We start from the raw sequence: 12,142 nt of genomic DNA, 5'->3' as shown, positions 1-12,142 counted from the left end.
CCGCCCGTTCGTCCCCGCGATGGAGCGTGCGCTCGACGAGGCACGGGCGTGCCTCGCGACCGGCGACGTCCCCGTCGGCGCGGTGGTGCTCGGGCCGGACGGCACGGTGGTCGCGGTGGGCCGGAACGAGCGCGAGGCGCTGCAGGACCCCACCGCGCACGCCGAGGTGCTCGCCCTCCGCGCAGCGGCGGCCGTCACCGGCGACTGGCACCTGTCCGAGCACACCCTCGTCGTGACGCTCGAGCCGTGCCCGATGTGCGCGGGCGCGATCCTCGCCGCGCGGGTCCCGCGGATCGTGTTCGGCGCGTGGGACCCGAAGGCGGGCGCGACGGGGAGCGTCTACGACATCGCGCGCGACCGGCGGCTGCCGCACCGCTCGGAGGTGGTCGGCGGCGTCCTCGAGGACGCCTGCGCGGCGCTCCTCGACGCGTTCTTCGCGTCGCGTCGCTGACCCGGTCACCACCCACCGGTCTGGAGGCGCGTGGCGGCGCCGTCACGTGCCTCCAGACCGGTGGGTGGTGCGGTCCGTCAGCTCCAGAGGACCGCGATGAGCACGTTCACGATCGCGAGCGCCCCGGCCGAGTGGAAGAACGGCAGGGCTGCCTTCTGCTTCGCCTGCCCGGCGTCGGCGCGCTTCTGGCGCGCTCGCGCCACGAGCGCGAGGACCAGCGCGACGGCGGCGATGACGAGCTTGACGCCGAGCTTGGCGTGGTTCGCTCCGCCGTCGTGGGTGGCGTCGATGATGCCCATCATGCCGAGGCCGGTGACGAGCTGCGTGACCAGGCCGATGACCACCCAGCCGGTCTGGAAGCCGCCCTTGCGGCGCACCTGCACGAGGAAGGCGCCGATGACGGCCGCGAGGCCGAGGAAGTGCAGGATGAGCAGGATGTCGAAGAGGGCCGTCATGCCCACCATCGTGGCGGACCGGCCGGGCCGGTCGCCAGCAAGGCAGCCCTCAGTCCGCGCCGGTCGGCAGCCCTCCGACGGCGACGACTAGTCGGCTGCGCGGAGGACGATCGCCTCGGTCGGCGGGCGCGGACCGGTCCGGAGCACGTCCGGCTCGACGTAGATGACCCGGGCGGCCGGGACGGCGGCGCGGACGCGCTGCTCGACGGCGTCGATGCCGGCGGCGACGTCGCCGAGCCGGCGGTCGCCGTCGACCGCGACCTTCACGCCGACCATGAGCTCTTCGGGGCCGAGGTGCAGGGTCTTCAGGTGGATGATCGCGTCGACCTCGGGGCCGTCGAGCACGGCGTCCTTGATGCGCTGCACGTCGCCGGGGTTCGCGCCCTCGCCGACCAGCAGGCTCTTCGTCTCGATGCCGAGCACCACCGCGACCGCGATGAGCAACACCGCGATGAGGATCGTGCCGATGGCATCGAACACGCCGTTGCCGGTGATCGCGGTCAGACCGACGCCGAACAGTGCGAACACGAGGCCGAGCAGTGCCGCGGTGTCCTCGAGCATGACCACCGGGAGCTCCGGAGCCTTCGCCCGGCGGACGAACTGCACCCAGCTCTGCCCGCCCTTGTGCGGTCGTGCCTCGCGCAGGGCGGTGCGGAGCGAGAAGCCCTCGAGCCCGATCGCGATGACGAGCACGACGAGGGGGAGCCACCAGCTCTCGAGCGGGTGCGGGTGGGTGAGCTTCTCGATGCCCTCGTAGAGCGAGAAGACACCACCGACCGAGAACAGGATGATCGAGACGACGAAGGCGTACACGTAGCGCTCGCGGCCGTGGCCGAACGGGTGCTCCTCGTCGGCGGCGCGCCGGGCACGCCGACCACCGAGCAGGAGGAGGAGCTGGTTCGCCGAGTCCGCGAGGGAGTGCACGCCCTCCGCGAGCATCGACGCCGAGCCGCTGATGGCCGCCGCGATGAACTTCACGATCGCGATGCCGACGTTCGCACCGAGTGCGGCGAAGATCGCCTTCGTACCGCCGGAAGCGCTCACTGCGTGTCCCCTTCTGCCAGGTCTGCCCCACGATCCTGGCACGTCGGCGCTGGGTAGGGTCGGGACATGACGATCGAACTGCCCCGTACCGCCCTGCTCGGCACCGGCTCCATGTCCGGGGCGGTCCTGGACGGGCTGCTCGCCGCCGGTCTCGACCCGGCGACCGTGACCCTCACGACCCGGTCCGAGGCGTCCGCCGCGGCGCTGCGGGAACGTGGCCTCGAGGCCGCGGCGAGCGAGACGGACCCCGAGGCGAACCGTGCCGCCGTCCGGGGCGCGGGGCTCGTCGTCGTCGGGGTGAAGCCGTACGCGGTGGCCGAGCTGCTGGACGAGGTCGCAGCGGCCCTGAGCCCCGGCACGGTGGTCGTCAGCGTCGCCGTGGGCACGACGCTCGCCACGATGGAGGCACACGTGCCCGCCGGGGTCCGGGTCGTCCGCGCACTGCCGAACACGCCGATCGGGGTCGGTCGCGGGGTCACCGGGATCAGTGCAGGCGCGTCCGCCGACGCCGAGGCCGTGGCGCTCGCCGGGTCGGTGTTCGCGGCGTCCGGCGTCGTGCTCGAGGTCCCCGAGTCGCAGCTCGACGCGCTCTCGGCGGTGTCCGGTTCGGGACCCGCCTACGTCTTCCTGCTCGTCGAGGAGTGGCAGCGCGCCGCGCAGTCGCTCGGCTTCAGCGCGGAGCAGGCCGAGGTGATGGTGCAGGGCACCGTCCGCGGCGCCGTCGAGCTGCTCGCGGCGTCCGGACGGGAGCCGGCCGACCTGCGCCGCGCGGTGACGAGCCCGAAGGGCACCACGGAACGCGCGGTCGCCGTGCTGCAGGAGGCCGACCTGGCGGGCACCTTCGAGCGGGCGTCGCGGGCGGCGACCGCCCGGGCCGAGGAGCTGGCGCAGGCCTGACGGGGCGCGGTCGGCGGCGCTCGCCGTCCGGCCGCGCGCTACTCGAGCGCGGCGAACCGCTCGAGGTCGGTCTCCGACCCCGAGACGATGATCACGTCGTCCTGCCCGATGACGCTCTCGGGGGTCGCCGGGACGAACGCCTTGCCCGGCGTCTTGATGCCGAGCACCGTCAGGCCGAAGCGGGTCCGGATCACCGTCGTCGCGAGGTCCTTGCCGCGCACGGCCGCCGGCGGGAACATCTTCACCACGGCGAAGTCGTCGTCGAACTCGATGAAGTCGAGCATCCGGCCGGACACCAGGTGCGCCGTGCGCTCGCCGGCCTCGCGCTCCGGGTAGACCACGTGGTTCGCGCCGATGCGGGAGAGGATCGTGCCGTGCGACCGGCTGACGGCCTTCGCCCAGATCTGCGGGATGCCGAGGTCGACGAGGTTCGCCGTGATGAGGACGCTCGACTCGAGGTCCGACCCGACCGCGACGACCGCGATCGCGAAGTCCTGCGCGCCGATCTGCCGCAGCGCGTCGGTGTCGGTGGCGTCCGCCTGCACCGCGTGCGTCACCCGGTCGGACCACTTCTGCACGAGGGCGGCGTCGGTGTCGACCACCAGGACCTCGCGCCGCTGCCGTTCGAGCTGCCCGGCGGTCGCGGCACCGAACCGACCGAGGCCGATGACGAGCACGGGGGCGTCGTGGCTGATGGCCCCGTCGAGCGGGTGGGATGAGCGGCGGTCAGCCAACGATCGGCCTCTCCTCGGGGCGACGGAACAACTGCCGGCTCTGGCTGGCGGCCAGGGCAGCGGCGATGGTCACTGTACCGACCCGGCCGAGGAACATGGTGGCGGCGAGCACGTACTTGCCGGACTCCGGCAGGTCCGCGGACACCCCGGAGGACAGTCCGCACGTGGCGAAGGCGGAGATCACCTCGAAGAGCACCCGGTCGAGCGAGTCACCGGTGATCTGCAGCAGGACGATGGTCGCGACCGCGACGATGGTGGCGCCCCAGAGCACGACGGCGACGGCGACCCGGAGCACGTCGCTCGGGATGCGCCGGCCGAACGCCTCCATGCTGCGGCGGCCACGCGCCTCGGCCACGGCGGCGAGGAAGAGCACCGCGAGGGTCGTCACCTTGATGCCGCCGGCGGTGGACGCCGAACCGCCGCCGATGAACATGAGCATGTCGGTGACGAGGAGGCTCGACCCGTTGAGCTGGTCGAAGTCGACGAGCGAGAAGCCGCCCGAGCGGGTCATCGTCGAGAGGAACAACGCCTGGAACGCCGTGCGTCCGGCCCCCTCACGACCGAAGGTCGCCGGGTTGGACGCCTCGAGCACGATGTAGACGACGGCACCGCCGACGAGCAGGACGGCGCTCGTGGTCAGGGTGAGCTTCACGTGGATCGGCCAGCGGTGCGGGTTGCGCAGCTGCTTCGTGAGTGTGCGGATGACCGGGAAGCCGATCGACCCCGCCACGACGCCGATCATCAGGAGGGTCAGGAACCAGTAGTCGTGCGCGAACGGGGTCAGCCCGGTGTCGTTCGGCACGAAGCCGGTGTTCGTGAACGCCATCGCCGCGTAGTAGAACGAGTCGCCCACGGCCGGCCAGAACGGGATGCCCGCGATGAGCACCGACGGCAGCAGGAGCAGCCCGAGCGCGACCTCGATGGTGAGGGTGCTCACCGCGACCGTGAGCAGCAGCGTGCCGACCTCGCCGAGCCGGACGGCCTGCCCCTCGGGCACCGCACCGTGGTGTGTGCGCAACGGGTTCGAGTCGCCCGCCGCGATGAGCTTCGCGCGCAGGCCCAGACGCCTGGTGACGACGAGCCCGAGGATCGACGCGAACGTCAGCACGCCGACCGCGCCGATCTGGGTCCCGATCACCACGAGGGTCTTGCCGAACACGGACCAGTGGGTGGCCATGTCGACCGTGGCGAGGCCCGTGACGCACACCACCGAGGCGGCCGTGAACAGCGCGTCGGAGAATTGCGTCACGGATCCGTCGGCCGACGCCAGCGGGGTCATGAAGGCCAGCGTGAAGAGGAACACGAGGGCCACGAACACCAGGATCGCCAGCCGCGACGGCGACGACCGGAGGACCGTGAGCAGCCGGTTCTCGCGCCGACGGGAACCCCCGACGTGCGCGGGCAGCGGCTCCGTGCGGTCGAGCATCGTGAGCCTCCGGGGACGCGGGCGGGGACGGTTCGTCATGGTACATCCGCACGGGCCCCGGCTAGCCTTGCCGTCATGGCCGACATCTTCAGCGTCGTGGCGGACCCGACCCGGCGCGAGCTGCTCGCCGCCCTGCTCGCCGCGTACGGATCGGACGTCACCGGCGGGGAGCTCAGCGTCGGCCAGCTCGTCACGAAGCTCGGCGTGAGCCAGCCCACCGTGTCGAAGCACCTCCGCGTCCTCCGCGACATCGGCCTGGTGTCGAGCCGCGAGGAGGGCCAGCACCGCTACTACCGCCTCGACCCGGAGCCCCTGGTCGCCCTCGAGGACTGGGTGATGCCGTTCACCGGCGCGGTCGACGCCGACGGCAGCCCGGCCACCACCTCGTGGACGATGGACGGCCAGCCCGTCTCCGTCCGGCGCTCCGGGACGGCGGGCAAGGCGACGGTCGAGGTCGGCACCGAGCTCGGCCGCGTGATGGCCGAGGCGTCGTACCGTGCGACCGCCGTCGTGACCGGTGCGCAGCAGGGCTGGGAGCGCGTCGTCGACCGCGGTCGGAAGCGGTTCACGCGCCGTGGCGACGAGGACTGAGACCCGCCCGGATCCCCGCCGCAGTGCGGATCTGGACACGGAGTCGCACGCGCCCCTACAGTTGCCGGTGACCACACTGGTCACATCGACCCCGAAGGCGGACCATGACCGGCAGTTTCGACGACGTGCGCTTCCTCACCGTCGCTGAGGTCGCCGAGATGATGCGCGTCTCGAAGATGACGGTCTACCGGATGGTGCACGCGGGGGAACTCCCCGCGATCCGTTTCGGACGCTCGTTCCGCGTGCCGGAGTCCGCCGTCGCGGACGTCCTGCGCGGCGGCGTGGCCGACGTCGGCTGAGCCCCGTTCGACATGACCGTCCGGCTCCGCTAGACTCGGCCGGGTTGATTTTCCGCGGTCTCTTCGGGCCCGGTGTCCACACAACAGCATCGTTCCGAGCGAGGTCCACTATGGGTTCTGTCATCAAGAAGCGTCGCAAGCGCATGGCGAAGAAGAAGCACCGCAAGCTCCTTCGCAAGACGCGTCACCAGCGTCGCAACAAGAAGTAAGTCCAGTACTTGCACTCGAAGCCCCGGTCCAGCCGGGGCTTTCGTGTTCCCGGGGGCGGTTATGGTGGGGGCATGCCCGCCGTGACCCTCCTGACGAAGCCCGGTTGCCACCTCTGCGACGATGCCCGACCGGTCGTCGAGCGCGTGGTCGCGGAACACCCGGGCACGACGTACACCGAGCGGTCCATCCTCGACGACGACGCCCTCCGCGAGGAGTACGCGGAGGACATCCCCGTGGTCCTGGTCGACGGGCGTGTCCACAGCAACTGGCACGTCGACGCCGACCGGCTCCACCGTGCCCTCGAGAAGGCCGAGGCCCGCGCATGATCCACCACGTCGTCTCCTGGACCCTGCGGGAGGACCTCGACCGCACCGCGTCGATCGACCGCATCCGCGAGCTCCTCACCGGGCTCGTCGGCACCATCGCGTCGATCCGCTCGCTCGAGGTCGTCGAGAACGTCGCCTACCCGGGGAAGAACCAGGACGTCGCCGTCGTCGCCACGTTCGACGACCTGGCGGGACTCGACGAGTACCAGGTGCACCCGGACCACCAGGCGGCGGCAGCGGAGATCCGCGGACTCGTCACGGGGCGGGCGGCCATCGACTGGGAGCGGTGATCCGCGCCTCCAGACCGGGACGCGAAGCGGCCACCCTCCTGCTGGAGGGTGGCCGCCGTCGTTCGCGGGGTGACTACGGAGTGAGGCGCGTCGGGCCGCGGAAGAGGTAGGTGACCTCGCGGATCGACGGCTCGTGCAGCGCGAGCATGAGCACGCGCGCGAGGCCCATGCCGAACCCGCCGTGCGGCGGCACGCCGTAGCGGAAGAAGTCCAGGTACCAGCCGAGCTCGGCCGGGTCGAGGCCCTTCTCGACGGCCTGCGCCTCGAGCGTGTCGACGCGGTGCTCGCGCTGCGCGCCGGTGGAGATCTCGGCCCCGTTGAAGATGAGGTCGTAGCTCTTGGTGAGCGTCGGGTCGTCCTCGTGGCGCATGTGGTAGTACGGCCGGATCGAGGCGTCGTAGTCGGTCACGAAGACGAACTCGGAGCCGTGCGTCTCCTTCGCCCACGCGGCGACGCGGCGCTCGCCCTCGGGGTCGAGGTCACCGTCGGCGCGGACGACCTCGTAGCCGCTGTCGGCCACGATCTTCCGGGCCTCGGCGAGGGTGACGCGGGGGAACGGGGCGGTCGGCACGACGAACTCGAAGCCGAAGACCTCCTCGATGTCCTTGCCGTGCTTCTCCTGCACTGCGGTGAAGCCGGCGACGAGGAGCTCCTCCTGCATGGCCATGACGTCCTCGTGCGATGAGATCCACGAGAACTCGGCGTCCACGCTCGTGAACTCGGTCGCGTGGCGGCTCGTGAAGGACGGGTCGGCGCGGAAGGCGTCCGCGATCTCGAACACCGCGCCGAAGCCGGCCGGCTGTGCCATCTGCTTGAAGTTCTGCGGCGACTGGGCCAGGTAGGCCGTCGTCTCGAAGTACTCGAGCTGGAAGAGCTCGGCGCGCGACTCGGACGGCGTCGCCATGAGCTTCGGGGTGTGCACCTCGATGTAGTCGCGCTCCACCCAGTAGGTGCGGAACGCGTGCTCCATCGTCGTCTGGATGCGGAAGATCAGGTTCTGCTTGCGGTTGCGCAGGTCGAGGAAGCGCCAGTCGAGGCGCTTGTCGAGGGAGGAGTCGTCGGCGATCGGCGTCTCCGGGATGGCCGCGCTGACGACCTCGAGCGAGCCGACCTTGACCTCGAGCCCGCCGAGCTTGACGCGCTCGTCGTGCTTGAGCGTGCCCTGCACGTGGACGAAGGTGCCGTGCGCCAGACCGGAGATCTCGTTGGTGATGCCGAGGGCGGTCTGTGCGGCGTCGTCGCCGTCCTCGGCCTCGCGCGTGGCGGGGTTGACGAGCTGGGCGGCGCCGGACTCGTCGCGGAGCACGACGAACTGCACCTTCTTCTGGTCTCGGACGGTCTCGACCCATCCGGCGACGGAGACGGGGCCGTCGGGCAGTGCGGCGAGGTCGGCGATGCGGGTGCGTTCGATCACGGTGGTCGAGTCTACGGCCTCCTGCACAGGGCGGGTCGCGGTGATCGTCGTCCACAGTGCCGACCGGGAGGCGCGGGGCGCGTCCGCCGCGTCCGCCGCGTCCGTAGCGTCCTCGGTGTGGTCGGGTCGCGAGCTGGAGGGAGGCCCCGCGTGACGGCAGGGGTCGAGGGGCTCGCGGCCTGGCCGCCCCTGGCGGTGGCGACGGTGGTCGCGGCCCTGGGGGCTGCGGCGCTGACGATGGTGGTCGCGCTGGTGGGTGGCGTGTGGGCGGTGCTGCGGTGGCGGCGGGACGTGGCGCGCGAGGAGCGGGACCGGGCGTGGAGCCGCTTCGTGTGGACCGTCGAGCAGGCGTGCGCCGATGACGTCGGGCGTGCGGAACTCGGAGCCGCGAGCGCTGCGGCGATGTACGACATGCAGATTCTTCGCGAGCAGGACGCGGTCGTGGGCAGCATCGTGCTCGACATGATCGTGGAAGGAAGTCGCAGGTGACGGTGGAGGACCCGGTCGCGGTGCTCGTGCAGCGTCGGCGCGAGGAACTGCGGGAGCAGATCCGACGGCAGTACCGCCTGCGCCCCTGGCGTGCACGGCGGATGCTCGAACTCCACGACCGGCTGATCAGGCACCTGGAGGAGAACCGAGCCGCGCGGCAGGAACGCGCACGACTGATCGAGGCCGGACTCCTGCCGGAGCGGGTCGTCCCGGGTTCAGGGGAGCGAGGCGCGGAGTGAGCCGAGCGTCCCGATGAACTCCTCGGCCATGCCCGCACGCTCGACGAGCCTGGCGTGCCGGGTCCGGGCATCCTCGAGGGACGCGTCCAACCGTGCCGCGAGTGCCGGGGAGTCCTCGGGGTCGCCGTTCCGCAGGGCGTCGACCACCCGGAGCAACTCCGCCATCTCGTCGAGGGTGTACCCGAGCGGCTTCATGCGTCGGATCACGAGCAGTCGGTCGAGGTCCTGCGCCGTGTACACCCGGAACCCGCCGGTCGTGCGACCGCTCGGCACGAGCAGGCCGACCTCGTCGTAGTGGCGGATCGTCCGGAGGGACATGCCCGCTCGGTCCGCGAGCTCGCCGATGTGCATGGTGTCCGGGACGTCGTTCGTGCTCACGCGGGCAACCCTACCCTCACGTGAGAGTAGGGTTGCTGCCGATGCCCTCGACCACCGTGCCCATCGCACCCCTCGCGCCGGCCGCTCCGACCGTCCTGCACGCACTCCGCTCGCCCCGCCTGCTGACGCGGGAGGTGCTGGCGGGCATCGTCACCGCGCTCGCCCTCATCCCCGAGGCGATCTCCTTCTCCGTCGTCGCGGGGGTCGACCCCGCCGTGGGGCTGTTCTCCAGCGTGGTGATCGCCGTGGTGATCTCGATCGTCGGCGGCCGTCCGGCGATGATCTCCGCCGCCGCGGGCTCGGTCGCCCTCGTGATCGCGCCGCTCGTGCGCGACCACGGCGTCGCGTACCTCGTGCCGGCAGTGGTCCTCGGCGGCGTGGTGCAGCTCGTGCTCGGCTTCCTCGGCGTCGCGCGCCTGATGCGCTTCATCCCGCGCAGCGTGAACGTCGCGTTCGTGAACGCCCTCGCGATCCTGATCTTCACCGCGCAGCTCCCGAACCTGTTCGGCGGGGACGTCCCCGTCGTGGTGTGGCCGCTCACGGCGCTCGGCGTCGCGATCATCGTCGGCTTCCCGTTCCTGACGAAGGCCGTCCCCGCGCCGCTCATCGCCGTCGTCGTCATCACGCTCATCACGGTCGTGTTCAGCATCGCCGTCCCGACCGTGGGCGACGAGGGTGCCCTGCCGACGGCGCTGCCCGGGTTCTCCGGCATCACCGTCCCGATCTCGTTCGAGACGCTCCGGATCGTGGCGCCCTACGCCGTCGGGGTCGCGATCGTCGGACTCATCGAGACCCTCCTGACCGCGCAGCTCGTCGACGCGATCACCGAGACCCGCTCGAGTGCGTGGCGGGAGTCCTGGGGGCAGGGGATCGCCAACGTCACGTCGGCGTTCTTCGGCGGCACGGGCGGCTGCGCCATGATCGGGCAGACCGTCATCAACGTGAAGACCGCCGGGGCGCGCACCCGGGTGTCGACCTTCGCCGCCGGCGCCTCGGTCCTCGTGCTGACGATCGTGCTGCACGACGTCGTCGCGCAGATCCCGATGGCGGCGCTGACCGCGGTGATGCTCATGGTGTGCGTGGCGACGTTCGACTGGCACAGCATCCGCCCGCGCACCCTGCGCCGGATGCCGTTCGGCGAGACCGCGGTCATGGTGGTCACGGTGGTGGTCGTCGTCGCGACCGACAACCTCGCGACCGGGGTGCTCGTCGGGGTCGTCGTCGCCGCACTCGTCTTCGCCCGCCGCGCCGCGCACGTGGTGTCCGTCGTCCGGGAGCCGGTCGACGAGCACACCGTCCGGTACCGGGTCCGCGGCGCGCTGTTCTTCGCCTCGTCGAACGACCTCGTGACGCGGTTCTCCTACGCCGCCGACCCGGAGCACGTGATCGTCGACCTGTCCGACGCGCACGTCTTCGACGCGAGCACGGTGGCGGCGCTCGACGGCGTGGAGCAGCGGTTCGCGAAGCACGGGTCGACCGTCGAGGTCGTCAACCTGAACACGGCGTCAACGGCCCTGCACGGGCGGTTGTCCGGGGAACTCGGCTGAACAGTCGCACATCCGTGAATCCGCTGAGCGGGCGGTGGGAAGGCCCGGGCGACCTACACTGGAAGCCATGCCCGCGAAACGGATCCACCTCGTCCGACACGGCGAAGTGCACAACCCGGACCGTGTGCTCTACGGACGACTGCCGGGCTTCGGCCTGAGCGAACTCGGCGCGCAGATGGCCCTCGCCTCCGCGACCGCGTGGAAGGACGCCGGGGTCGACGTGCGCCGGATCGTCGCCTCGCCGCTGCAGCGCACGCAGGAGTCTGCCGCACCCTGGGCCGAGGCGTACGGGCTCGACGTGTCCCTCGACGAGCGCCTCGTCGAACCGACGAACCGGTACGAGGGGCAGCCGCCCGGGTTCACCAAGCGCAGCCTGGGTCGACCGACCGAGTGGCCGTGGATCGCGAACCCGTTCCGTCCGAGCTGGGGCGAGGCGTACGAGTCGATCGCCAACCGGATGCTCGCCGCGATGGCGACCGCCTGGGCCAGCGTCGACGACGGCGACGTGGTCCTCGTCAGCCACCAGCTCCCCATCTGGACCGTGCACCGCAAGCTCGCGGGGGAGCCGCTCTGGCACGACCCGCGCAAGCGGCGCTGCGACCTGTCCAGCATCACGACCGTCGAGCGTGCGCCCGCCACCCCGACCGGCCGCTTCACCGAGGTCGGGTACGCGGACCCCGCGCAGGAACTGCGCGCGACCGCGATCGACGAGGGAGCAGTATGAACACCACCGGCAAGCGACTCGCAGGGCTCGCGGCGACGGCGGTCGTGGCCGCCCTGGCGCTGAGCGGCTGCTCGTCGGACAGCGGCGGACTCGCACAGCAGTACGGCAAGGGCACCACGCAGAACTACATCTCCGGTGACGGCGCGGTGACCGAGGTGGCGGCGGACAAGCGCACCGACCCGGTCGAGTTCACGGCGGAGGACAGCGACGGCGAGACCGTGTCGGCGGAGGACCTCCGTGGCAAGGTCGTCGTCCTCAACTACTGGTACGCCAGCTGCCCCCCGTGCCGCGCCGAGGCGAAGTACCTCAACGAGGTGCACGACCAGTTCGCCGGCAAGGACGTCGCCTTCGTCGGCGTGAACGTCCGCGACGAGCGCGACACCGCGGCCGCCTTCGAGCGGCACTTCAAGGTGGACTACCCGACCGTGCTCGATGCGAAGACCGGCACCATGCAGCTCGCACTGTCCGGGCAGATCGCTCCGAACGCCGTTCCCGCGACGATCGTCCTCGACGAGCGGGGCCGGGTCGCAGCCCGCGTGCTCGGTGCCGTCGACGGCCCGAGCATCCTGAGCACCCTCGTCTCCGACGAGCTCAGCGCCGACACGACCAGCGGCAAGGCCTCCTGACC

At 71.4% G+C, this 12,142-nt stretch carries 18 protein-coding genes; 12 read left to right on the top strand and 6 right to left on the bottom strand.

All coding sequences use genetic code 11. The features are described 5' to 3' along the window. The first annotated feature begins 19 nt into the window (after window positions 1-19). Entirely contained in the window at window positions 20-451 is a 432-nt protein-coding gene (locus ACY3FI_RS11415; protein ID WP_462550353.1) for a nucleoside deaminase, read from the top strand. 77 nt (window positions 452-528) lie between these two features. On the opposite strand, the gene ACY3FI_RS11410 is transcribed toward ACY3FI_RS11415, so the two are convergent. After that, window positions 529-906, bottom strand: coding sequence for a hypothetical protein (locus ACY3FI_RS11410; RefSeq protein WP_462547644.1), 378 nt, complete (start codon window positions 904-906; stop codon window positions 529-531). A gap of 87 nt (window positions 907-993) precedes the next feature. After that, entirely contained in the window at window positions 994-1,950 is a 957-nt protein-coding gene (locus ACY3FI_RS11405) for a cation diffusion facilitator family transporter (protein ID WP_462547643.1), read from the bottom strand. A 66-nt stretch (window positions 1,951-2,016) separates the two neighbouring features. Here ACY3FI_RS11405 and proC point away from each other — a divergent pair, with 66 nt between their 5' ends. Beyond that, window positions 2,017-2,847: a pyrroline-5-carboxylate reductase gene (gene proC / locus ACY3FI_RS11400; RefSeq protein ID WP_462547642.1), complete on the top strand. Its 831-nt coding sequence runs from the start codon at window positions 2,017-2,019 to the stop codon at window positions 2,845-2,847. A gap of 38 nt (window positions 2,848-2,885) precedes the next feature. Here proC and ACY3FI_RS11395 read toward each other — a convergent pair whose 3' ends face one another. Both ACY3FI_RS11395 and ACY3FI_RS11390 read right to left on the bottom strand, forming a co-directional pair. Further along, window positions 2,886-3,581, bottom strand: coding sequence for a potassium channel family protein (locus tag ACY3FI_RS11395; protein ID WP_462547641.1), 696 nt, complete (start codon window positions 3,579-3,581; stop codon window positions 2,886-2,888). Continuing rightward, window positions 3,574-5,007, bottom strand: coding sequence for a TrkH family potassium uptake protein (locus tag ACY3FI_RS11390; RefSeq protein ID WP_462547640.1), 1,434 nt, complete (start codon window positions 5,005-5,007; stop codon window positions 3,574-3,576). The genes ACY3FI_RS11395 and ACY3FI_RS11390 overlap by 8 nt, the downstream gene beginning before the upstream one ends. 75 nt (window positions 5,008-5,082) lie before the next feature. On the opposite strand from ACY3FI_RS11390, the gene ACY3FI_RS11385 reads away from it, so the two are divergent. The 5 genes from ACY3FI_RS11385 to ACY3FI_RS11365 all read left to right on the top strand — a co-directional run bounded on the left by ACY3FI_RS11385 (window position 5,083) and on the right by ACY3FI_RS11365 (window position 6,723). Continuing rightward, complete coding sequence (locus ACY3FI_RS11385; protein WP_462547639.1) at window positions 5,083-5,598, top strand: ArsR/SmtB family transcription factor; 516 nt, start codon at window positions 5,083-5,085, stop codon at window positions 5,596-5,598. Window positions 5,599-5,702: 104 nt separating this feature from the next. Next, window positions 5,703-5,897, top strand: coding sequence for a helix-turn-helix domain-containing protein (locus ACY3FI_RS11380; protein WP_017888579.1), 195 nt, complete (start codon window positions 5,703-5,705; stop codon window positions 5,895-5,897). Between the two features lie 110 nt (window positions 5,898-6,007). After that, window positions 6,008-6,106 (top strand): 30S ribosomal protein bS22, encoded by a 99-nt coding sequence (locus tag ACY3FI_RS11375; protein ID WP_003792170.1) that lies wholly within the window; start codon window positions 6,008-6,010, stop codon window positions 6,104-6,106. Window positions 6,107-6,178: 72 nt separating this feature from the next. Beyond that, the gene (locus tag ACY3FI_RS11370) at window positions 6,179-6,433 is read left to right on the top strand and encodes a glutaredoxin family protein (protein WP_462547637.1); all 255 of its coding nucleotides are present in this window, start codon (window positions 6,179-6,181) and stop codon (window positions 6,431-6,433) included. Then, a complete protein-coding gene (locus tag ACY3FI_RS11365) occupies window positions 6,430-6,723 on the top strand; it encodes a Dabb family protein (protein WP_462547635.1) in 294 nt (97 codons plus the stop codon). The genes ACY3FI_RS11370 and ACY3FI_RS11365 overlap by 4 nt, the downstream gene beginning before the upstream one ends. A gap of 73 nt (window positions 6,724-6,796) precedes the next feature. Here the strand turns inward: ACY3FI_RS11365 and aspS are convergent, their stop codons facing one another. Continuing rightward, window positions 6,797-8,137, bottom strand: coding sequence for an aspartate--tRNA(Asn) ligase (aspS, locus tag ACY3FI_RS11360; RefSeq protein ID WP_462547634.1), 1,341 nt, complete (start codon window positions 8,135-8,137; stop codon window positions 6,797-6,799). A gap of 150 nt (window positions 8,138-8,287) precedes the next feature. On the opposite strand from aspS, the gene ACY3FI_RS11355 reads away from it, so the two are divergent. Then, window positions 8,288-8,626, top strand: a complete 339-nt coding sequence (locus ACY3FI_RS11355; protein WP_462547633.1) for a hypothetical protein — start codon at window positions 8,288-8,290, stop codon at window positions 8,624-8,626. Next, a complete protein-coding gene (locus ACY3FI_RS11350) occupies window positions 8,623-8,865 on the top strand; it encodes a hypothetical protein (RefSeq protein WP_462547632.1) in 243 nt (80 codons plus the stop codon). The genes ACY3FI_RS11355 and ACY3FI_RS11350 overlap by 4 nt, the downstream gene beginning before the upstream one ends. On the opposite strand, the gene ACY3FI_RS11345 is transcribed toward ACY3FI_RS11350, so the two are convergent. Next, entirely contained in the window at window positions 8,842-9,243 is a 402-nt protein-coding gene (locus tag ACY3FI_RS11345; RefSeq protein WP_462547631.1) for a helix-turn-helix domain-containing protein, read from the bottom strand. The two genes, ACY3FI_RS11350 and ACY3FI_RS11345, sit on opposite strands and share 24 nt — an antisense overlap. 41 nt (window positions 9,244-9,284) lie before the next feature. Here ACY3FI_RS11345 and ACY3FI_RS11340 point away from each other — a divergent pair, with 41 nt between their 5' ends. From ACY3FI_RS11340 to ACY3FI_RS11330, 3 genes are all read left to right on the top strand, one after another. Beyond that, on the top strand, window positions 9,285-10,790 hold the full coding sequence (locus ACY3FI_RS11340) for a SulP family inorganic anion transporter (protein ID WP_462547630.1): 1,506 nt from the start codon (window positions 9,285-9,287) through the stop codon (window positions 10,788-10,790). Window positions 10,791-10,857: 67 nt separating this feature from the next. Next, entirely contained in the window at window positions 10,858-11,514 is a 657-nt protein-coding gene (locus ACY3FI_RS11335) for a histidine phosphatase family protein (protein WP_462547629.1), read from the top strand. After that, entirely contained in the window at window positions 11,511-12,140 is a 630-nt protein-coding gene (locus tag ACY3FI_RS11330) for a TlpA family protein disulfide reductase (RefSeq protein WP_462547627.1), read from the top strand. The genes ACY3FI_RS11335 and ACY3FI_RS11330 overlap by 4 nt, the downstream gene beginning before the upstream one ends. Window positions 12,141-12,142: the final 2 nt, after the last annotated feature.

The sequence above is a fragment of the Curtobacterium sp. RM9 genome (assembly GCF_054956955.1).
The sequence above is the reverse complement of the archived record's forward strand: the minus strand, read 5'-3'. Positions and strand labels throughout refer to the sequence as shown.